The organism is Streptomyces sp. WP-1 (assembly GCF_030450125.1).
GTDB lineage: Bacteria > Actinomycetota > Actinomycetes > Streptomycetales > Streptomycetaceae > Streptomyces > Streptomyces incarnatus.
The window spans coordinates 3003923-3024363 of sequence record NZ_CP123923.1; the positions used below are offsets into that span (position 1 = coordinate 3003923).

21 protein-coding genes are annotated in these 20441 nt (G+C 71.6%); 10 read left to right on the forward strand and 11 right to left on the reverse strand.

Annotated elements, in window-relative coordinates; translation table 11 throughout:
- Position 1: 1 nt before the first annotated feature.
- The 4 genes from QHG49_RS12745 to QHG49_RS12755 all read right to left on the reverse strand — a co-directional run bounded on the left by QHG49_RS12745 (position 2) and on the right by QHG49_RS12755 (position 4774).
- Entirely contained in the window at positions 2-1720 is a 1719-nt protein-coding gene (locus QHG49_RS12745) for an ABC transporter substrate-binding protein (protein ID WP_159704752.1), read from the reverse strand.
- A 179-nt stretch (positions 1721-1899) separates the two neighbouring features.
- Positions 1900-1995 carry an Ms4533A family Cys-rich leader peptide gene (locus QHG49_RS34105; protein WP_310738795.1) on the reverse strand — a complete coding sequence of 32 codons (96 nt, stop codon included), beginning with the start codon at positions 1993-1995 and terminating at the stop codon, positions 1900-1902.
- A gap of 56 nt (positions 1996-2051) precedes the next feature.
- Complete coding sequence (locus tag QHG49_RS12750; RefSeq protein WP_301489627.1) at positions 2052-3638, reverse strand: DUF3152 domain-containing protein; 1587 nt, start codon at positions 3636-3638, stop codon at positions 2052-2054.
- A gap of 8 nt (positions 3639-3646) precedes the next feature.
- Positions 3647-4774 carry an alpha/beta fold hydrolase gene (locus QHG49_RS12755; protein WP_301489629.1) on the reverse strand — a complete coding sequence of 376 codons (1128 nt, stop codon included), beginning with the start codon at positions 4772-4774 and terminating at the stop codon, positions 3647-3649.
- Between the two features lie 215 nt (positions 4775-4989).
- Here QHG49_RS12755 and QHG49_RS12760 point away from each other — a divergent pair, with 215 nt between their 5' ends.
- The 4 genes from QHG49_RS12760 (at position 4990) to QHG49_RS12775 (ending at position 6794) form a co-directional block, all read left to right on the forward strand.
- Complete coding sequence (locus tag QHG49_RS12760; RefSeq protein ID WP_159704743.1) at positions 4990-5214, forward strand: hypothetical protein; 225 nt, start codon at positions 4990-4992, stop codon at positions 5212-5214.
- 132 nt (positions 5215-5346) lie between these two features.
- The gene (locus tag QHG49_RS12765; RefSeq protein ID WP_145487162.1) at positions 5347-5988 is read left to right on the forward strand and encodes a TetR/AcrR family transcriptional regulator; all 642 of its coding nucleotides are present in this window, start codon (positions 5347-5349) and stop codon (positions 5986-5988) included.
- Between the two features lie 142 nt (positions 5989-6130).
- The gene (locus QHG49_RS12770) at positions 6131-6358 is read left to right on the forward strand and encodes a DUF3107 domain-containing protein (protein ID WP_145487161.1); all 228 of its coding nucleotides are present in this window, start codon (positions 6131-6133) and stop codon (positions 6356-6358) included.
- 172 nt (positions 6359-6530) lie between these two features.
- The gene (locus tag QHG49_RS12775; RefSeq protein WP_145487160.1) at positions 6531-6794 is read left to right on the forward strand and encodes a hypothetical protein; all 264 of its coding nucleotides are present in this window, start codon (positions 6531-6533) and stop codon (positions 6792-6794) included.
- A gap of 147 nt (positions 6795-6941) precedes the next feature.
- Here QHG49_RS12775 and QHG49_RS12780 read toward each other — a convergent pair whose 3' ends face one another.
- Positions 6942-7685, reverse strand: coding sequence for a ferritin-like fold-containing protein (locus QHG49_RS12780; protein WP_186337845.1), 744 nt, complete (start codon positions 7683-7685; stop codon positions 6942-6944).
- A gap of 505 nt (positions 7686-8190) precedes the next feature.
- On the opposite strand from QHG49_RS12780, the gene QHG49_RS12785 reads away from it, so the two are divergent.
- A complete protein-coding gene (locus QHG49_RS12785) occupies positions 8191-10818 on the forward strand; it encodes a DEAD/DEAH box helicase (RefSeq protein WP_301489636.1) in 2628 nt (875 codons plus the stop codon).
- 106 nt (positions 10819-10924) lie between these two features.
- Entirely contained in the window at positions 10925-11806 is an 882-nt protein-coding gene (locus QHG49_RS12790) for an alpha/beta fold hydrolase (RefSeq protein WP_301489638.1), read from the forward strand.
- Here QHG49_RS12790 and QHG49_RS12795 read toward each other — a convergent pair.
- Positions 11803-12699 carry an NYN domain-containing protein gene (locus QHG49_RS12795; protein ID WP_301489640.1) on the reverse strand — a complete coding sequence of 299 codons (897 nt, stop codon included), beginning with the start codon at positions 12697-12699 and terminating at the stop codon, positions 11803-11805. The two genes, QHG49_RS12790 and QHG49_RS12795, sit on opposite strands and share 4 nt — an antisense overlap.
- Positions 12700-12935: 236 nt before the next feature.
- On the opposite strand from QHG49_RS12795, the gene QHG49_RS12800 reads away from it, so the two are divergent.
- The gene (locus QHG49_RS12800; protein ID WP_086805833.1) at positions 12936-13088 is read left to right on the forward strand and encodes a hypothetical protein; all 153 of its coding nucleotides are present in this window, start codon (positions 12936-12938) and stop codon (positions 13086-13088) included.
- A gap of 74 nt (positions 13089-13162) precedes the next feature.
- Here QHG49_RS12800 and QHG49_RS12805 read toward each other — a convergent pair whose 3' ends face one another.
- The 3 genes from QHG49_RS12805 to QHG49_RS12815 all read right to left on the reverse strand — a co-directional run bounded on the left by QHG49_RS12805 (position 13163) and on the right by QHG49_RS12815 (position 15486).
- Positions 13163-13768 carry a MarC family protein gene (locus QHG49_RS12805; RefSeq protein WP_111584815.1) on the reverse strand — a complete coding sequence of 202 codons (606 nt, stop codon included), beginning with the start codon at positions 13766-13768 and terminating at the stop codon, positions 13163-13165.
- A 67-nt stretch (positions 13769-13835) separates the two neighbouring features.
- A complete protein-coding gene (locus QHG49_RS12810; protein WP_301489647.1) occupies positions 13836-14693 on the reverse strand; it encodes a PHP domain-containing protein in 858 nt (285 codons plus the stop codon).
- A gap of 151 nt (positions 14694-14844) precedes the next feature.
- Entirely contained in the window at positions 14845-15486 is a 642-nt protein-coding gene (locus QHG49_RS12815) for a DUF6758 family protein (protein WP_159704734.1), read from the reverse strand.
- 178 nt (positions 15487-15664) lie between these two features.
- Here QHG49_RS12815 and QHG49_RS12820 point away from each other — a divergent pair, with 178 nt between their 5' ends.
- Complete coding sequence (locus QHG49_RS12820) at positions 15665-16888, forward strand: MFS transporter (protein WP_301489650.1); 1224 nt, start codon at positions 15665-15667, stop codon at positions 16886-16888.
- Between the two features lie 21 nt (positions 16889-16909).
- On the opposite strand, the gene QHG49_RS12825 is transcribed toward QHG49_RS12820, so the two are convergent.
- Positions 16910-17494 (reverse strand): suppressor of fused domain protein, encoded by a 585-nt coding sequence (locus tag QHG49_RS12825; protein ID WP_159704728.1) that lies wholly within the window; start codon positions 17492-17494, stop codon positions 16910-16912.
- A gap of 503 nt (positions 17495-17997) precedes the next feature.
- On the opposite strand from QHG49_RS12825, the gene QHG49_RS12830 reads away from it, so the two are divergent.
- Complete coding sequence (locus tag QHG49_RS12830) at positions 17998-19125, forward strand: magnesium and cobalt transport protein CorA (protein WP_301489651.1); 1128 nt, start codon at positions 17998-18000, stop codon at positions 19123-19125.
- Between the two features lie 22 nt (positions 19126-19147).
- Positions 19148-19663 carry a hypothetical protein gene (locus QHG49_RS12835; RefSeq protein ID WP_301489653.1) on the forward strand — a complete coding sequence of 172 codons (516 nt, stop codon included), beginning with the start codon at positions 19148-19150 and terminating at the stop codon, positions 19661-19663.
- A gap of 25 nt (positions 19664-19688) precedes the next feature.
- Here QHG49_RS12835 and QHG49_RS12840 read toward each other — a convergent pair whose 3' ends face one another.
- On the reverse strand, positions 19689-20432 hold the full coding sequence (locus QHG49_RS12840) for a hypothetical protein (RefSeq protein WP_201300655.1): 744 nt from the start codon (positions 20430-20432) through the stop codon (positions 19689-19691).
- Positions 20433-20441 lie beyond the last annotated feature (9 nt).

Here is a 20441-nt window from a genome sequence, read left to right on the forward strand (position 1 = left end):
GTCACTTCACCGCGACCTGGGAGATGTCCAGCACGCCGGTCCAGTCGCTGATGACGACATTGCGGATGTCCTTGCCGACCAGGCGCTTGTAGACGGGGTGGAACAGCGGCACCACGACGGCCTTCTCACCGATCTTCCTGTCCAGGGCGCCCCAGCGCTTGGCGGCCGCGTCGAGGTCGGTCAACTTGTTGATCGAGTCAATCTCGTCATTGACCGACTTGTCGTCGAGCTGGCTCGCGTTGAAGTTCGCGCCGTCCTTGACGATCTGCCGGCCGTCGAAGATCGGGGCGAGGAAGGGACCGCCGGAGGGCCAGTCGGCGCCCCAGCCGGCGAGGAAGAAGCCGGGCTCGGTCTTCACGCTGTGGACGGTGTCCCGGTAGTCGTTGTCCTCCAGGCCCTGGAGCTTGACCGTGATGCCGGCCTTCTTGAGGGCGTCCTGGAGGGCGGTGGCGATCTCCGGGCTGGTCGCGAAGTCCTTGGCGTTGGAGTGCGTCAGGGTGACGGTGAGCCCGTTCTTGTAACCGGCCTGCGCCAGCAGCTCCTTGGCCTTCGCCGGGTTGCCGGACGCGCCCGCCGGGAACGGGTCGTACGGCGTGTACCCGAAGGACTTCTGGTTGGGCAGGAAGGTCGTGGCGGGCTCGGCGAGCGCGCTGCCGCCGGCCGCGTTGACCACCGAGGAGCGGTCGACGGCGTAGGCGATGGCCTCGCGCACCTTGGGGTTGTCGAACGGCTTCACCTTCGGGTTGAACGCGATGTAGTTCGTGTAGCCGAAGTGGCCGGTGCCCACGCGCGCGGCCAGCTCCTTGTCGCCGGTCACCTTGGCCAGCTCGGCCGGGCCGAGGTTGGTGTCCGTGGTGACGGCGGCGGCGTCCGCGCCCTGGGACGCGGAGAGCCGCTGGTCGATCACCGAGGAGTCGAGGCCGGAGCGCACGTCGATGGTGTCCGGGTACGCCTTGCGCTGGTCGTCGGTGGCCGCCGACCAGTTCGGGTTGCGCTTGAGCAGCACGTGCTCGCCGTCGTTCTCGTTCTTCACGACCTCGTAGGGGCCGGACGAGACCGGGTGTTCCTCGTACTTGGTGCCGGTGTCCTTGGCCTTGGGCACGGGCGCGAACTGCGTCTGGGTGGCCAGGAACGGGAACTCGCCCTCGGGCTTGTTCAGATGGAAGACGATGGTCCGCTCGTCCGGCGTCCCGATCGCCGACAGGCCCTTCTTGTCCTTGTACGGCCCCTGGTAGTCGGCCGCGCCGGTCAGCCAGTCGCGCAGGTAGGGGGCGCCGCCGGACAGCTCGGGGGCGAAGGAGCGCTCGATGCCGTACTTGATGTCGGCCGAGGTGATCGGGGTGCCGTCCTCGTACTTCAGGCCCTTCTTCAGGGTGTACGTCCACACGGTCGCGTCCTTGTTGGGGCGCCCGGTGTCGGTGGCGAGGTCCGGCACGACCTTGGCGCCGGCCGCGCCGTCCGCCCGGTTGCGCGTGGTCAGGGTGCGGAAGACCAGCGAGGGGACGTTTCCGCCGCCCGAGGTGTACAGCCGCGCGGGGTCGAAATCGGTCTGCGGTTCGGAGTTCAGGACCGTGAGCGTGCCGCCCTTGTGGGGCGTGGAGTCGCCACCGGAGCCCTTCGCACCGCTGTCCTTCGGACCGCAGGCGGCGGCGCCCGCGGCCACGACCAGGCTGACGGATGCCGCTGCCACGCGGCGCGCTATGACGGACGGTTGACGCATCGGAATGACGACCTCTCGGGGGAGATTTCGAGGTTTTCTCGAAGAGTGAGACAAAGAGACGAGGAGTGAGACGTCCCTGGACAGACGTCGGCCCCGGCGTCGGGTCGTCGAAAAATCCGTGACCGGGGCCACGGACGGGAAAGGGAGAAAGGTCGCGACGCGAACGCCAGGGGGCGGCGTCAGCGACAGTGGATGTCGGCCACGCAGAGCGCGGTCACGCCGATCAGCGCCAGCTCGATGGCGGCGCTGAAGGAGACGGCATGACTAGACCACATGCGCAGAAATATGAACGAACTTGCGGCTCATGTCAATGTGACATAAGCGCAGGTCGTCAACTCCTGGTATAGGGCCAGGCGTTGGGCAGACAGTGGATCCCGTCGTGGTCGAGGAACTTGGTCTGCTGCTGCATGACCGGCGCCAGTTCGCCGCTCTTCTCGCAGGTGACGTGGTTGTGGCCGAGCCGGTGGCCGACCTCATGGTTGATCAACATTTGCCGGTACATATGGATTTTGTCGCCATATGTCTTGCTTCCTTGAGCCCACCGGTACGCATTGATCATCACGCGCTGGGTGGCGGCCGAGTCGCAGGAGACGTTGTCCTCGGTGGTGTCCAGGCCGGATTTCGCGCACCAGGTGGCGGTGGTGCCGGGGCTGGCCAGGGTGATCACGAAGTCGGGTTTGCCGGAGGAGATCCGCTCGAAGGTACGGGTGCCGCCGTGGCCCCAACTCCGGTCGTCGTTCAGCGTCTTCTGCACGGCCTCGGCGAACAGCGCGCCGTCCAGGCCGAGTCCCTGCTCGATGTCGACCCGGTAGCGGTACTTCTGACCGGTGCCGGGCGCCTTGTCGAACCCGGGGACGGTGTCGAAGGTCCCGGACGCCTTCAGGGTGGCGCCCAGCGGATACGTGCGGTCCATCTTCTGCTCGTACGTCAGCGGCACCGCGCTCGGCTTCGCGGCGGCCCCGGCGTGCGCGTCGGCACCCTGGTCCTGCGCGGTGTGCCCGGTCCGCGCGCCGCTGTCGCGGCTCTCGGTCACCTGTCCGGCGACGACCACCGCGAGCACGGTGGTGACGGCGGCCGCGGCGATACCGGTGAAGGCCCGCCCCTTGTTCCCGCGCCGCGCGGGCAGGGTCGCCTTGTCCGCACCGGCGACGGGCGTCTCGGCCGTCGCCCCTGGCCCCGACTTCGGCTGCGGCTTCGCCTTCGGCTCCGGCTCCGGCTCCGGCTTCGGTCCCGGCTCCTCGGCCGGCTGCTCAGCCGTACGGACGCCTCCGGCTTTTCCGCCGCCGCCGTCGAAAGCGTCCAGGTAGTCCTGCCGGGGCCCACGCCCGGCAGGCCCGGCATGCCTGGCAGAACCACCTGGCCCACCTGCCCCACCCGGCTCGGCGGGTCCCGCCTTCCGCTGCCGGGGCAGCACGACTTCGTGCACACCGGTCCCGGACCCGGTCGGCTCCGGGAAATCCCCCCAGCCGCCACCGGGTTCCCGCTGCTCGGGATGCCCGCCCCGCGCGGCACCCCCACCGGCGCGCGGCACGCCGTGCGCGGGCGTGCCGTCGGAGAACTCGGTAACCCCACGGGCGGGCGTGCCGTCGGGCACCCGCGAAACACCACGGGCCGGAGTCCCCTCGGACCCACGCACGGCACCACGCCCCGCCGACCCCTCAGGACCACGCACGGCACCACGGCCCGGAGCCCCCTCGGAACCACCCGGGGCGCCAAGCCCCGCCGACCCCTCAGGACCACGCGGCGCACCACGCCCCGCCGCTCTCTCCGGGGACCTCGGCACACCGTGGTCCGGCGTCCCTTCAGGCAGTCTCGGCGCCCCGCGGCCCGCCGCCCCCCGCTCACTCTTCGCCGCTATCTCCGGACCCTCGTCCCTCGCGACCGGTTCGGCCGGTCCTCGGCGGCTGTGGCGTCCCACGGTGTCCTTCAGCTCCCCGCTTCCGTACCGTCGGCGGCTCCCCGGCCGCCCGTATCCGTGCTGTCGTCGTCTCTACTGCCGTCGTCTCTACTGCCGTCGTCTCTACTGCCGTCGTCTCTACTGCCGGCATCCGCGTCGCCCGCAACCGCCGCGTCGCCCGCGTCCGCGTCCGCGCCGCCGTCTCCCCCGGCCTGCGCCATCAGCTCCCGGAAGGCCCGCGCCACCACGCCCGGGTACTCCATCATCGCCACGTGCCCGGCGTCCGGCAGGGACAGCAGCCGGGAGTCGCGGAAGGAGCGGGCGGCCTTGCGGGCCATGCGGTAGCCGACGAGCTGGTCCCGGCCGCCGTAGACGAGCAGGGTCGGCGCGAGCACCCGCTCGGCCTGCCGCCACAGGCCATGCTGCCCGCCGAGCGTGTACGCGTTGACGATGCCGCGCGCGGAGCGGGCCATCGCGTCCCAGAAGTACGGCAGCTGCAACCGCCGCTCCAGCTCCTCCACGGCATGCCGGAACGCCTCCGGCGTCACCCGGCCGGGATCGCCGTAACAAAGGCCCATGACCCCGCGCACCCGCTGCTCGGCCGTCCACTCCTTGCTCATCCGGGTGAACAGGGCGGCGACGCCGGGCACCCCGAGCAGTCCGGTCGGCACCGCGGTGCGCTGGATCCGCAGCTCCGGGAGCGCGGGCGAGATCAGCGTCAGGGTGCGCACCAGGTCGGGGCGTACGGCGGCCACCCGCGTGGTGACCGCGCCGCCGAGCGAGTTGCCGAGGAGGTGGACGGGCCCGTGACCGGAGGCGTCCAGGTAGCGGATGACGGCCCGCGCGTGCCCGGTGACGGAGTAGTCGCCGTCGTCCGGGGGCGGGGAGTCGCCGAAGCCCGGCAGGTCGACCGCCTCGCCGGACACGACGCCTTCCAGCTCGGCCATCAGGTCCGACCAGTTCTGCGAGGAGCCGCCGAGCCCGTGCACGTACAGGGCGCGCGGCAGGTCCTCACGCGCGGCCGGCCGGTAGCGCACCGACAGGGTGACCCCCGGCAGCCCCACCGTCCGCAGCCGCTCCCCTTCGCCGACCCGGACGGGCGCCACCCGAGGGAGGACGCTGGCGGCCGGCGCGGAGGGCGACTCGGTGGAAGACATGCGGGCAATGTTACGAGGTGATCACACCCGGATTCGTGTGTTCGCCGTCACAGAACGAGCCGTTCCGCGCATGAGCCGTCCCGTGGCGGACAACCGGTGGGCGGACCGGCGCGCACGGCATGGCGTCCGATTCGCCCGTCTCCTAGGCTCGTACAGAGGGCACCCGCGTGTGGCCCCTGCCGTGCCCAGGGACGTTCGTAGGAAGGGAGCCCATCATGGCCCAGGATCCGACCGAGCCCGACACCATCGAGGAACTGGACGAGGAGACCGCCCCCGAGCTGGGCGTCGAGGACCCGGAGGTGGACGCCGTCGAGCAGCAGGCCGATGTCCGGCCCGAGCGCGACGACACCTTGACGGCGGAGAAGAAGGACGCGGCGAACGAGGCCGATCTCCTCGAACAGGCGCGCGTGGTCTCGCTCGACGAGGACGACTACCGCTGATCGCCCGTGTGACTCGGCTTTCGCCGTCGTCCGGTACATGAAATTCTGCGTTCGCACCGCGCACACCACGGTTACCGAAAAGTACGATGGCCGCGCGGTCGACACCGCATGTGGACGACATTGGGAGGCGGCGTGACAGCCATCGAGCAAACAGAGGCAGCACGCCCGCGCGGCACCCGGCTGCCGCGCCGAGCCCGACGGAACCAGTTGCTGGGCGCCGCCCAGGAGGTCTTCGTCGCACAGGGCTACCACGCCGCGGCGATGGACGACATCGCCGAGCGGGCCGGCGTCAGCAAGCCGGTGCTCTACCAGCACTTCCCGGGCAAGCTCGACCTCTATCTCGCGCTGCTGGACCAGCACTGCGAGTCGCTGATCCAGTCGGTGCGCGGCGCGCTGGCGTCGACGACCGACAACAAGCAGCGCGTGCGGGCGACCATGGACGCCTACTTCGCCTACGTGGAGGACGACGGCGGCGCCTTCCGGCTGGTCTTCGAGTCCGACCTGACGAACGAGCCCGCCGTGCGCGAGCGCGTCGACAAGGTGACCACCGAGTGTGCCGAGGCGATCTGCGAGGTGATCGCGGAGGACACCGGCCTCTCGCGCGCGGAGTCCATGCTGCTCGCCTCCGGTCTCGGCGGGCTCGCCCAGGTGGTGGCCCGTTCCTGGCTGCACAGCGACCGCAGTGTGCCGCGCGACAACGCGGTGCAGCTCCTCGCCTCGCTCGCCTGGCGCGGCATCGCGGGCTTCCCGCTGCACGGCAACGAGCACCACTGAGTCGCGTCACGGTGTTCATTCCCGGACGGTGTTCGCTGTTGGCGTTCCCGGCCGATCGCGTACACGTCCCCTCACCGGGCTAATGTGTGCTGGTACGGCGCGGAAGATCGCGCACATAACTGACCGTCGGAGGGACAAAGCCGTGGAGGTCAAGATCGGCGTGCAGCACGCGCCCCGCGAGATCGTTCTGGAGAGCGGTCAGAGCGTCGAGGAGGTCGAGCGCCTGGTGTCGGACGCGCTCGCCGGGAAGACGCAGCTGCTGGCCCTTGAGGACGAGAAGGGCCGCAAGGTCATGGTGCCGACGGACCGGCTGGCGTACGTGGAGCTCGGCGCGCCGACCGTGCGCAAGGTGGGCTTCGGCGCGCTGTAGTCAAGGCGGTCACAAGGGCCCGGCGGCACTCGGCCGCCGGGCCCTTGTGCTGAGCGGATTCGCACACAGAGACGACACAACTCCTCCATAGCGGAGGGTTGCAGTCCGCAGGTCACGGGTAGTACGGGCTACGACCGTTCAAGGCAGACCGGCCGTGGGAGGGACCCCCGTCATGATCCTGGAAGCACTCGGCACCGCCGTGCTCGGTCTCCTGCTCGCCTGGGCGGCGACCGCCCGCCTGGCCCACCGCCTCCCGAACCGCCCCCTGGTCTACTCGACCGGCACCGCGGGCGCCCTGCTGGGCGACTTCGTCACCCACAGCGCCGTGGGTCCGGGCTCCCTCGTGGTCCCCGTCCTGGGCGCGGCGATCATCTCCGCCGCTTCCCTGTCCCTGCTGCTGCGCCCGTCCCGAAGCCGCCGCTCCCTGACGGCATAGACAGGAGCCCTGTTCAAGGGGCCGGGACCAATCGCCCCGAAAGGGGCGCGGGGCTCTGTTCGATATGCGGCTCCGCCGCGTGGGCGCGGCCGGCCACCACACCCCCTGCCCCGCCCCCCACGGAGCGCACCGCTTCCGCAGCGCTTCTCAGGCCGCGAGGCCCAGCGCAGCCATCCGCTTCGTGTGCGCCTCCGTGATCCTCGTGAACATCCGCCCCACCTCGGCCAGATCGAACCCGTCGGCCACCCCGCCCACGAGCATCGTGGACAGCGCGTCCCGGTCCGCCACCACCCGCTGCGACTGCGACAGCGCCTCGCCCATCAGCCGCCGTGCCCACAGCGCGAGCCGCCCACCGACCCGCGGCTCGGCGTCGATCGCGGCCCGCACCTTCTCCACCGCGAACTCCGCGTGCCCGGTGTCGTCCAGCACCGCGAGCACCAGCTCCCGGGTGTCGATGTCGAGCCGCGCCGCCACCTCCCGGTAGAAGTCGCTCGCGATCGAGTCGCCGACGTACGCCTTGACCAGGCCCTCCAGCCAGTCCGAGGGCGCCGTCTGCCGGTGGAAGCCGTCCAGCGCGGCGACGAACGGGTCCATCGCGGCCGTCGGGTCCTCACCGATCTCCGTCAGCCGGTCCCGCAGCCGCTCGAAGTGGTGGAACTCGGCCGACGCCATCTTCGCCAGCTCGGACTTGTCCCCGAGGGTCGGCGCCAGCTTCGCGTCCTCCGCGAGCCGCTCGAACGCCGCGAGCTCTCCATAGGCGAGCGCCCCGAGCAGATCCACGACGGCGGCGCGGTAGTGCGGCTCGGCGGCGGCCTGCGCCCAGTCCTGCGCGGCGACACCGGTCGGTACGGGGGCGGCGGACGCGTTCTCAGGCTTGTCAGAGCTAGTCATGAGGCGCACAATAGCCCGCTCGGCGCACCCGTCGAGCCCCCGGTCGATCACTGTGACCACGACTACGTGACCAATTCGGCCATCGCATGTGCGCGAATCCGAGGTATGGTGGTAATGCGCCTGGGAGTGCGTCGACGGTGTTCGACGTGTTCCGGCAGGGCGCACGCATGAGGATGCCCGGTCGGTGGCCCGATCGGCTCCGACCCGACAGACCTCCGTGGCCGTACGGCTCATTACGTACGACGACCGGAGGGACACCCTCAGCGGTACGAGCGCTAGAGCGTCGGCAGAGGTCCCGTGCTATACGGCTTGCCTTGACAGGTTCGCCCGTACGGCAGCCGACGTCCCCGGCACGGTCAGCCATGACCCCCCGCGCTCGCCTCGCACCGCGCCACACAGAAGAGGCAGCACCCTGACTACGACGTTTCGAGACCTTGGGATTCTCCCCGAGACCGCCGAGGCCCTGGAGGCCGTCGGCATCGTCAATCCCTTCCCCATCCAGGAGATGACGCTTCCCGTCGCCCTTTCCGGCACGGACGTCATCGGCCAGGCCAAGACCGGCACCGGCAAGACGCTGGGCTTCGGCCTCCCCCTCCTGGAGCGCGTGACCGTCCCCGCCGATGTCGAGGCCGGACGCGCCACCCCCGACGCCCTCACCGACGCCCCGCAGGCGCTGGTCGTCGTCCCCACCCGCGAGCTGTGCACCCAGGTCACCAACGACCTCCAGACGGCCGGCAAGGCCCGTAACGTGCGCGTGCTGGCCATCTACGGCGGCCGGGCCTACGAGCCCCAGGTCGAGGCCCTGAAGAAGGGTGTCGACGTCGTCGTCGGCACCCCGGGCCGGCTGCTCGACCTCGCGGGCCAGAAGAAGCTCGACCTCAAGCACGTCAAGTGCCTGGTCCTCGACGAGGCCGACGAGATGCTCGACCTGGGCTTCCTGCCCGACGTCGAGAAGATCATCGGCATGCTCCCGGTCAGGCGCCAGACCATGCTGTTCTCGGCGACCATGCCGGGCGCGGTCATCGGCCTCGCCCGCCGCTACATGTCCCGCCCCACGCACATCCGCGCCACCGCGCCGGACGACGAGGGCGTGACGGTCGCGAACATCAAGCAGTTCATCTACCGCGGCCACTCCATGGACAAGCCGGAGATGATCGCCCGCATCCTCCAGGCCGAGGGCCGCGGGCTCGCGATGATCTTCTGCCGCACCAAGCGCACGGCCGCCGACATCGCCGAGCAGCTCCAGCGCCGCGGCTTCGCCTCCGGCGCGGTCCACGGCGACCTCGGCCAGGGTGCCCGCGAGCAGGCGCTGCGCGCGTTCCGCAACGGCAAGGTCGACGTCCTGGTGTGCACCGATGTCGCCGCGCGCGGTATCGACGTCGAAGGCGTCACCCACGTCATCAACTACCAGTCCCCCGAGGACGAGAAGACGTACCTGCACCGGGTCGGCCGCACCGGCCGCGCGGGCGCCAAGGGTACGGCGATCACGTTCGTGGACTGGGACGACATCCCGCGCTGGCAGCTGATCAACAAGGCGCTGGAGCTGGACTTCAACGACCCGGTGGAGACGTACTCCACGTCCCCGCACCTGTTCTCCGACCTCAACATCCCGGCGGGCACCAAGGGCGTCCTGCCCCGCTCGGAGCGGACCCGTGCCGGTCTGGGCGCGGAGGTGCTGGAGGACCTCGGCGAGACCGGTGGCCGCGGCGCCCGTGGCCGCGACCGCGATCGTGACCGTGGCCGCGGTGGTCGCGGCGACCGCCAGGACCGCCAGGACCGTGCCGAGGCCCCCGCCGTCGAGCAGGAGCGTCCGGAGCGCACCCCGCGCCGTCGCCGTCGTACCCGGGGCGGCGCCCCGCTGGACGCGGCCGCGCAGGCACCGGCCGCCGAGTCCACGTCCGTGGAGGAGTCGGCGACGCGCACCCCGCGCCGCCGTCGCCGCACCCGCAACGGCGCCCAGGCGCCGGCCGCGGTGACGCCGGCCGTCGAGGTGCGCACCGAGGCGCCGCAGGAAGCGCCCGTGGCCGCCCCGGCTCCCGTCGCCGCCGAGGTCGCGGAGACCGTGGAGAAGCCGCGTCGCCGTCGTACCCGCAAGGCCGCGGAGCCCGTGGTGGCGGAGCCGGTGGAGACCGCCGTCGTGGAGACCCCGGCGCCGGCCCCGGCCGTCGTCGCGGAGCCCGAGGCGGAGGCCAAGCCGCGCCGTCGTACCCGCAAGGCGGCCGAGCCGGTCGCCGGGGCCGTGGCGGAAACGGCGGAGCCCGTGGTGGAGACGGCGGAGCCCGTGGCGGAGACCAAGCCGCGTCGCCGTACCCGCAAGGCGGCCGAGGCTCCCGTGGCCGCCGCCGAGGCCGAGGTCGCCGAGGCCGAGCCCAAGGCGCGCCGTACGCGTAAGGCGGCCGTCGCGGCGGCGGACGCGGTGGAGGCCGAGGCCAAGCCGCGCCGCACCCGCAAGACCACCGCCTCCGCCGAGCCGCAGCCGCAGGCCGACGCCCCCGAGGCCGAGGCCAAGCCCCGCCGCACCCGCAAGACCGCGGCGGCGACGGCAGAAGCCACGACGGACACCGCCGAGGTCGCGGAGACCGAGCCGCGCCGTACGCGGAAGACCGCCGCTGCCGCCGTCGAGGCGAGCGAGGACACCGAGGCCGCGCCGCGTCGTCGTACGCGCAAGGCCGCGGAGCCGGTCGTCGAGGCCACGGCGGAGGAGGCCGCTCCGGCGACCAAGCCGCGCCGTGCCCGCAAGACGGCCGCCGTGGCGGCGGACGCGGTGGAGGCCGAGGCCAAACCGCGCCGCACCCGCAAGACCACCGCCTCCGCCGAGCCGCAGCCGCAGGCCGACGCCCCCGAGGCCGAGGCCAAGCCCCGCCGCACCCGCAAGACCGCGGCGACGGCAGAAGCCACGACGGACACCGCCGAGGTCGCGGAGACCGAGCCGCGCCGTACGCGGAAGACCGCCGCCGCCGTGGAGACGGCCGACGGGGTCGAGCCGGCCGCTCCGAAGGCGCGGCGGACCCGTAAGGCCGTCGCCGAGACGGCCACCGCGGAGATCCCGGCGCAGGCCACCGGCGAGCCGGAGGCCAAGCCGCGCCGCCGCACCCGCAAGGCGACCGCCGCCGCTGAGGCCCCGGAAGCCTGATCCGGCGCCGCCCGCGCGGCGGCACCGCAGCCCCGAACGGCCCGGTCCACCGAGGTGGACCGGGCCGTCGGCGTCTCCTCGGGCCCCTGCGGCTAACCTCTCCCCCATGAGCAGGCCCGATACCTTCGTACCGCCCCCCGGCGCCCGCGCGTACGCGCTGCGTACCGCGCGCGGGGAGTTCGCCGTCGTCGACGCTCCGGTGGCCGAGGGGGTCGAGGCGAAGGGTGTCGCCCTGCTGCTGCCCGGGTTCACCGGCAGCAAGGAGGACTTCAACCCGCTGCACGCGCCGCTGGCCGCGCGCGGGTACCGGACCGTGGCCGTCGACGGGCGCGGGCAGTTCGAGTCGGACGGCCCCGAGGGCGACGAATCCGCTTACGCGCAGGGCGAGTTGGCGGCGGACGTGCTGGCGCAGGCCGCGGCGCTCGGCGAGCCGGTGCATCTGCTGGGCCACTCCTTCGGCGGCCAGGTCGCCCGCGCCGCCGTCCTGCTGGACCGCGCGCCCTTCCGGTCACTGACCCTGATGGCGTCGGGACCGGCGCGGATCTCCGAGTCCCAGCGGGAGCGGGTGCGGCTGCTGCGGGACGCGCTCGCCGTGATGACCATGGCGCAGGTGTGGGACGCCATGCGGGAGATGGAGGCGCCCGAGCAGACCGGGACGCCCGAGCCGGGCGACACCCCGGGCGTCCAGGAGGACATGCGGCGCCGGTGGATGGGCACGAAGCCCGCCCAGCTCATCGCCGCCGGACGTCAGTTGTGCGCGGAGCCGGACCGGGTCGCGGAACTGGCCGCCGTGGGACTGCCCTTGCACGTCGTGTCGGGCGCGTACGACGACACCTGGCCGGTGCCCCTGCTGGACGACATGGCGATACGGCTCGGCGCGCGCCGCACGATCATCGACGGCACCGAGCACTCCCCCAACACCGAGCGCCCGCCGGAGACCGCCCGCGCCCTCGCCGACTTCTGGGACGGCGTCGGCGCGAGCCGCTAGTACTGCGCCTGCAAGTGGTCCCAGAACCCGTCCCTGAGGGCCCGGCGCAGATCGGCCTGGCCGCGCAGCGAGTACTGGAGCAGGCCCTCGGCCTCGACCAGCAGGTCCTGGTCGACGGAGCCGGGCAGATAGGGGTGTCCCGGCAGCAGTTCGACCAGGGCGTCGCGGCCCCGGGAGGCCAGCCACTTGGCCGCGATCTGGGCGCCGACGAAGCGGACGTCCTCGCGGGTGGGCCGGGCCCCGCCGCCGGCCTCGTAGGCGGCGGCCGTGCGCCGGGAGACGTACGGCTTGAAGAACTCCAGGTCCAGGGTGCGCTGACTGTCGACCTCCCACAGCAGCGGCTCGGCCTGGTTGCGGCCCTCGGGGGCCTCGATGCCCCACAGATGGACGCGGGCGCCGTAGCCCTGGGCGGCCTCGACCGCGGAGACCAGGTCCTCGTCGCCGCCGAGCAGGGCCGCGTCGCTGATGGCGCGGTGCCGGGCCAGTGACTCCAGGTCCGTGCGGATCAGCGAGTCGACGCCCTTCTGCTGGTTGTTGGCGTTGAGGTTGCCGAGGCGGACCTTGACGTCGGGGAGTTCGGCGATGGACTGCTGCTCGGCGGTGTGGATGCGGCGCCGGGCGCCGTCGTACCAGTAGACGCGCAGCAGCCGGCTGTCCGCGAAGACGGTGCGGGCGCGGTCGATCAGCGCGTCGATCAGGCCCTCGGCGTCGACGTCGAAGGCCCGGCGGTCCTCCGTCCCGGCGACCAGGCGGCCCGCGGCCGCGTACAGGTAGCCGGCGTCCACGAAGATCGCGTGGGTCGAGGGTGTCTTCGCCACCTCGGCGAGCATGCGTTCCAGCAGCTCGTTCGTACGGTTGATGCGGGTGGCGAGATGCGCCAGGTCGTCGTTCATCGCCCCCCATTCTCCTCGTCGTCACACTGTGAACACAACCGGTCCCGATCAGTCCCAGGCGATCTCACGCCGTCACCACCGACTACTTACCGGTCAGTAGTTAGACGTTCGAAAAATTTCTTTAGCGTAGGGAATGTTCGTAACATGCAGCACGTTGAATGAGTACGACGCCGGATACACATCCGGCGCACCAAGTAGTTCTCCGCAGGAGGATGACCAGACGAAGGGAGAAGCCTGTGCGCTTCGAAATCATGCGACTCGACGAGGTCGACGGCACCACCGTGGACAGCACCGTCGTGGACGCCGCCTCCGTCAACCGGATCGTTCAGCAGGCAGCCGCCGTGGGGCAGCGCCTGTGGATCCGCCCGGCCGAGACCCCGGCCTCATAACGGGGTTCCCGCTCAAGCCTTCCGGGGGGACCGAGCCGCATGCGCCGGCCCGGTCCCCCCGGATCACCTGAGCGTCAGCTCCCGTGGATCACCTGGGTGATCCCGTTGATGATCTGCTGCACCGCGATCGCGGAGAGCATCATGCCCGCGAGCCGCGTCACCAGGACGACACCGCCGTCCTTGATGATCCGGATGATCAGCAGCGAGTAGCGCATCACCAGCCACAGCACCACATGGATCGCGAGGATCGCGACCCACACCGATATCTGCGTGCTCACGCTGCCGGCCTTCTGCACGGCCAGGATGACGGACACGATCGCACCGGGCCCCGCGAGCAGCGGCATGCCGAGCGGCACCAGGGCGACATTGACGTCCTTGGTCGCCTTCGGCTCGTCGTTCTTGCCGGTGAGCAGGTCGAGCGCGATCAGCAGGAGCAGCAGACCGCCCGCGATCATCAGGGCGGGCACGGACACATGCAGGTAGTCGAGGATCTGGTGCCCGAGGACGCCGAAGACGGCGATGACCCCGAACGCGACGCAGACGGCCTGGAAGGCCATCCGCTTCTGCACCTTCGCCGGCCGGCCCGCGGTCAGGGCGAGGAAGATCGGGGTGATCCCGGGGGGATCCATGATGACAAAAAGGGTCAGGAACAGGGAGCCGAAGACGGCGATGTCGAACATGCGGAAGTACTGGCCTTGCTGAAAGAAGAAGTGAGGGTGTGAGCGCGCGTCGGCCGCCAAGGCGGCCTCAGGCTCCGCCGGCCCCCGGGACCGGGAACGCGCCGGTGGCCCGGCGGGTGATCTCCCCGTACACCTCGGGGTCGGTGGTGTAGTCGCCGAGCGCGACGGTCTTGCGGCTGCCGTGGTAGTCCGAGGAGCCCGTGACCAGCAGGCCGAGCTCCTTCGCCAGGCCCCGCAGCCGGTCCTTGGCGGCGGCGTCGTGGTCCATGTGGTCGACCTCGATGCCGTCCAGGCCGGCCGCGGCCATCTCGGCGATCGCGGACTCGGGGACCGTGCGGCCCCGCTTGGCGGCGGCCGGGTGCGCGAACACACAGACCCCGCCCGCGGCCTTGACCAGCCGGATCGCCTCGAAGGGGTCGGTCTCGTGCTTCGGCGCGTAGGCGCGGCCGCCGTCCGCGAGCCACTGGTCGGTGAACGCGTCGCTCACCGTCCGCACCACGCCCAGCTCGACCAGCGCGGACGCCACGTGCGGGCGCCCCACGGAGCCGCCGGCGGCGATCCGCTCGACCTGTTCCCAGGTGACCGGCACACCCAGCGCGTTCAGCTTGGCGACCATGCCCTTGGCCCGCGGCACCCGGTCGTCCCGGACCAGCTCGCGCTCGGCGAGCAGGGCGGGCTCCTCGGGGTCGAAGAGGTAGGCCAGCAGGTGCATCGAGATGCCGTCGACACGGCAGGACAGCTCGGCGCCGGGGACCAGGGTGAGCCCGGCGGGCAGCGCGGCGACGGCCTCGGCGTGGCCGCGGGTGGTGTCGTGGTCGGTCAGCGCGACGACGTCCAGACCGGCTGCGGCGGCGTGGCGCACCAGCTCGGCGGGGGTGTCGGTGCCGTCGGACGCCGTGGAGTGACAGTGCAGATCGATGCGCACGGTGACTCCAGACGGGTCCGGGACGGAAGAGGACACCTCAGGATAACCGGCCGGGACACCCGCTTTGTCACGACCGATCCGGGGGTACGCCCCCTACAGCCCCCTGCGTCCCGCACCCTCGCCCCCTCAGCCCCACGGCCTCCGCGGCCCCCTAGGGACGGAGCAGCCGGGGCGACAGCGCCCCGCAGGGCACCAGGTCCAGTTCGGCGCCCGCGTCACGCAGATCGGTCAGCACCAGCTCGTCGTAGAGCAGCAGGCCCGCCTGCTCGGGCCACACCACCGCCCACAGCCACATGCCGAGCGCCTCGCCGGCGAAGACGGCGCGGTCGTCCGGGGTGCGGTAGACGTGCCAGAGGGGGGTGGGGCGGCCGGCGGCGAGCACCTTGGCCTGGGGCGGCTTCTCGACGTTCATGTACGGCCCCGGGTCCGGGCCGTCGATGCCCGCGTACCGCGCGCCGAGGCCGACGCCCATCTCCTCGGCGACCAGGATCAGTTCGCCGGGGCCGCCGAGCGGGCCGGGCCCGGAACAGGCGACGGCGCTCGCACGGCCGCCGCTGCGCTCGTCACCCGCGTAGGCCACGCCCGTGAAGAGCCAGCCGACCGGCAGCGGCCACGGCATCCACAGCGGGACATGGATGCGCTGCGCCACCGCACCGAGGGCCTCGACGCTGGGCGGGATCACGGGCTGCAGCGGAAACACCGCCCCGTGCACATCGCACTGCCACGTGTCGGTGAAGAGACCGGGAGCCCTGACCCGGCCACCACACCGCGGGCAACTGGGTTCGCCCCTCATAGACCTCCACGGTCCTACCCCGGCCCGTCCACGTCAAGGACGATCACTCGTCCGGGCGCCGCCCCGACCAGGCAAAGTAGATGCATCTTGCATTAATTAGCAGGGCTAACTTAGTATGTGTAAACACCAACTATCTATCCAGCCTCTACGCGCTCATCCAGCAGAACGGGAGAAGCACATGGATCCCCTAGACGCGGGAGCCGGCAGCATCCTGCGGCAGCCCAAGGCGGTCTGGGCCACGGCCGGCGCCTCCGTCGTCGCCTTCATGGGCATCGGCCTGGTCGACCCGATCCTGCCGTCGATCGCGCAGGGCCTGCGCGCCACGCCCAGCCAGGTGTCCCTGCTCTTCACCTCGTACTTCCTGATCACCGCGGTCGCGATGCTGCTGACCGGCTTCGTCTCCAGCCGTATCGGCGGCAAGAAGACGCTGCTGCTCGGCCTCGCCTTCGTGATCCTCTTCGCCGGTCTCGCCGGCACCTCGGACACGGTCGGCCAGCTGGTCGGCTTCCGGGCGGGCTGGGGCCTCGGCAACGCGCTGTTCGTCTCCACCGCGCTCGCGGTCATCGTCGGCGCGGCGGCCGGGGGCAGCGCGGCGGCGATCCTGCTCTACGAGTCCGCGCTCGGCCTCGGCATGGCCTGCGGCCCGCTGCTCGGCGCGGTCCTCGGCGACATCAGCTGGCGCTACCCCTTCTTCGGCACGGCCACGCTGATGGCGATCGGCTTCCTGTGCATCACGGTGTTCCTGAAGGAGCAGCCGAAGCCGGCCCGCAAGACCTCGGTCCTGGACCCGCTCAAGGCGCTCGGCCACGGCGGCCTGGCGTCGGCGGCGGTCTCGGCGTTCTTCTACAACTACACGTTCTTCACCGTGCTGGCCTTCACGCCGTTCGTGCTGGACATGACCCCGTACCGCTCCGGCGCGGTGTTCTTCGCCTGGGGCGTGCTGCTCGCGGTCTTCTCGGTGCTCGTCGCCCCGCGCATGCAGGAGCGGTTCGGCTCGCTGAAGGTGCTCGGCGGCTCGCTGGTGCTGCTCGCGGCCGACGTCCTGGTGCTCGGCTACGGCGGCCACACCGCCGCGATCGTCTGCACCATCCTGTCCGGCGCCTTCATCGGCGTGAACAACACCGTCTACACCGAGCTGGCGCTCGGCGTCTCCGACGCCCCGCGCCCGGTGGCGAGCGCGGGCTACAACTTCGTCCGCTGGTTCGCGGCGGCGGCCGCGCCCTACTTCGCGCCGAAGATCGAGGAGTGGACCGACATCCACATCCCGTTCGTGGTGGCGGCGGTCACCGCGCTGCTGGGCGCCGTGGTGGTCGTCGTACGGCGCCGTGCCCTCACCCACGAGGCCGTGGAGCTGGCACCGCGGCACGCCGCCGAGGACGGGGTCACGGTCTTCGCCAACTGACCCCTGGCCCCGTGAGGTTGCTCACTCCAGCGGTACGGACCTGCGGACGGGATCCCGCAGGTCCGTGCCGTGCGCCAGCCAGCGTTCCTGGAGGGCCTGGGCGCCCTGCACGCGCTTGAAGGCGGCCTCGTTCGGGGTCATCGGCAGCAACGGCAGGAACCGTACGGGGTCCAGCGGATCGTCCAGCTCCAGATCCTCGACCAGTCCGCCGCCCTCGCCCACCAGGACCGAGGTGAAGGGCGCGCCGGGCCACAGCGGGTCGCCCACGTCCAGGGAGGCGCCCGGGGTCACGACCAGCCCCTCGACCTGCGGGGAGGCGGCGAGCACGGCGAGCGGGCGGAGCACCTTGTCGGTGTCGGCGACGCCCGCGCGCACGGACAGGACCAGTTCGGCGCGGGGTCCCTTGACGGGGTCGGCGACCAGCGCGGTGGGATCGGCCATGGGGTGCGCGGACATGCCGAGGGTCGCGTAGCGGACGACGTCCCCCTCGGTGAAGCGGAGCACCTCGACGCGGTCCGTGCCGAGGAAGGTGACGGACGCGCGCGCGTCCGGGGTGCCCAGCGCGGTGGTCAACCGTGCCTCGACCAGAGGGAGAACATCAACCATGCGGTGAGCATAGAACTCGTCAGCTGCGGGCAAAGCGGCACCTTGACAGCAAGGGCGGCTGGTACTCTGAGCCGGCGGTTCGGGGCGGCGTGCCAAGCGCGTCATCAAGTCCCGGGACCCTGGGAACTCCCTTACGAGGGACCGGCCGGAGGAGGTGGGGCTGTCATGGATCGAAGTCGACCTGGTAGTACCACTCGCTCTTCCGCCCGCTGAATGTAGTCACTGGCTGTCGTAGCCACTGACCGGTTTCCGTTCTGGCCGGCTGCCGCCTTCCCGTGCGCGTCACTGTTCGGAAGAGCACTTCGTATCGCTTTGCCTGATCTGCGTCAGTTCTGCATCAGCAGCGAGAACGCCACCGCGACGGTGCGGTGCTCCCCGCTTTGTGGACGAGCCGAACGCCTTCCCCCGCCCCGGCCGGGGAAATTCCTTCAGGACGTCCCCATTCCGGGTAGTTCCACCCGTCCTCGGCGGTCTTTCGTTGCCTGTCGCGAAGGAGCCTGCCCATGTCGATGATCCGCGACCTGCGCGCCGTGGTCCGTCCCTCCCGCGTGTCGCCGCGCAAGGCCACGAGCCCGCCGTCCGCGTCGTACGACACCACGCGTGACCCCGCCACCCCGTCGGCCGTGGTCGACTGCGCCGTCTACCGCGACGGCCGGCGCCTCGCGAGCGCGAAGCCGCTCACCCCGCAGGAGGCGATGCGTCAGGTACGGCGCGACGGCGGCTTCGTGTGGATCGGGCTGCACGAGCCGACGGAGGCCGAATTCGCCGGTATCGCGGGCGAGTTCGGGCTGCACCCGCTGGCCGTCGAGGACGCGGTGCAGGCGCATCAGCGGCCGAAGCTGGAGCGGTACGACGACTCGCTCTTCACCGTCTTCAAGACGATCCACTACATCGAGCACGACCAGCTGACCGCGACCAGCGAGGTCGTGGAGACCGGCGAGGTGATGTGCTTCACCGGCCGGGACTTCTTCATCACCGTGCGGCACGGCGGCCAGGGCTCGCTGCGGGCGCTGCGGCGCCGGCTCCAGGAAGACCCGGAGCTGCTGGCCAAGGGCCCCTCGGCGGTGCTGCACGCGATCGCCGACCATGTGGTGGACGGGTACATCGCGGTGGCCGACGCGGTGCAGGACGACATCGACGAGGTGGAGACCGAGGTCTTCTCGCCCGGGCGGGGCGGGGTCTCGCGCGGTGTGGACTCCGCGCGGATCTACCAACTCAAGCGCGAGGTCATGGAGTTCAAGCGGGCGGTGGCGCCGCTGCTGCGGCCCATGCAGCTGCTCAGCGAGCGGCCGATGCGGCTGATCGACCCGGACATCCAGAAGTACTTCCGGGACGTCGCCGACCATGTCGCCCGCGTCCACGAGCAGGTCGTCGGCTTCGACGAACTGCTCAACTCCATCCTCCAGGCCAACCTCGCGCAGGCGTCCGTCGCGCAGAACGAGGACATGCGGAAGATCACCGCGTGGGCCGCGATCATCGCCGTGCCGACGATGGTGTGCGGGGTCTACGGCATGAACTTCAAATACATGCCGGAGCTGCACTGGAAGTACGGCTACCCGGTGATCATGGGTGTCACGGTCGTGCTGTGCCTGGGCATCCACCGGACGCTCAAGCGCAACGGATGGCTGTGAGCGGCGCGGATAGGGTGGACGCATGACAAGCGAGCTGCTCGCGAGGGCTCTCATCGAGGAGGCCGCGAAGAAGTCCGGCCTGCTGTGGGTGCGGGGCGCGGACGCGTCCGCCGCGCATGCCGTGTGGCATGTGTGGCACGAGGGCGCGGTGTGCCTGGTCGGCGACGGGCCCGGGGAGCAGCCGCTGACGGGGCTGGCCGACGGGGGCACCGCCGAGGTGACCGTGCGCAGCAAGGACAAGGGGGGCCGGCTGGTCTCCTTCACGGCCGCGGTGAGCGAGCCGGCGGCCGGTACGCCCCAGTGGGAGGCGGCGGTCGCCGAGCTGAAGGGCAAGCGGCTGAACACCCCCGACGCCGAGGTGATGACGGACCGCTGGGCGCGTGAGTGCCGGGTGCTGCGGCTGGTGCCGACGGGTGCGGTCGCCGCACCGCCCGAGGGCGATCTGGCACGGAGACCGGTTCCGACGCCGGCGACCACGCGCCGTCCGGTACCGGCGGCCCTGCCGAAGCTGCTCGCCAAGCGCCGCAAGGGGCGGTAACGCCGTACCTCTGGCGCCTCCCCCGCTACGACGTCGGCAGCTGCCGCCCGTAGTCCACCGTCTCCGAGTCCTCGGGCTCGGTGACGGTGAAGTTCGCGCCCCAGTCCGAGAAGCGGAGCGTGCCCGCGTCGCCCGCGCGGGTGAGGGCGAGGGGGTAGGGGGTGCCCTTGAGGGAGACGTCGAGGGTGCCGCCCGAGCCCTGGTCGCCCGTGATGCGGATCGTCGGGGTACTCGCCTGCGTGTGCCGCCCGTCGGTCGCCAGCGAGCCGTGCAGTGTCAGAAGACCCGAGAGGAGGACGTCCTTGTCCGTGAAGCCGCTGAACTTCTTGTACGCGGGGTCCCCCTGCGGCACCTTCACGTACTTCCCGTCGAGCTTGGCCGCCGCCCCGCTCCCGTCGCCGCCCTTGCCGTCCGACCGCGCCCAGAAGCCGGCGTCGGCCTTCAGGTACAGCTGGGTGCCGACCCGCAGCAGCTTGAACGTGTCGGCGCCCGAGGTCACCGAGCCGGTCCCGCCGTCGTCCTTGAGCCGCATGTCGAGCCGGTACGTGACGCCGCTGGTCACCACGGTCCCGGACAGCCGGACCGCCGAGGCGCCCTGCGCGGCCGACCGCGTGCGCGCCTGGATCCGGTCGGCGGACAGCTTGCCGACCCCGTTCGTGCCCGCGTCCGGATCGCCGCCGCCGCATCCGGTCAGCACCGCCGCGCCCGTCACGGCCAGCGCGCACAGCGCGGTCACCGGGCGGGTACGGCCGGGGGGAATCGCAGTCACGGGTGAGGT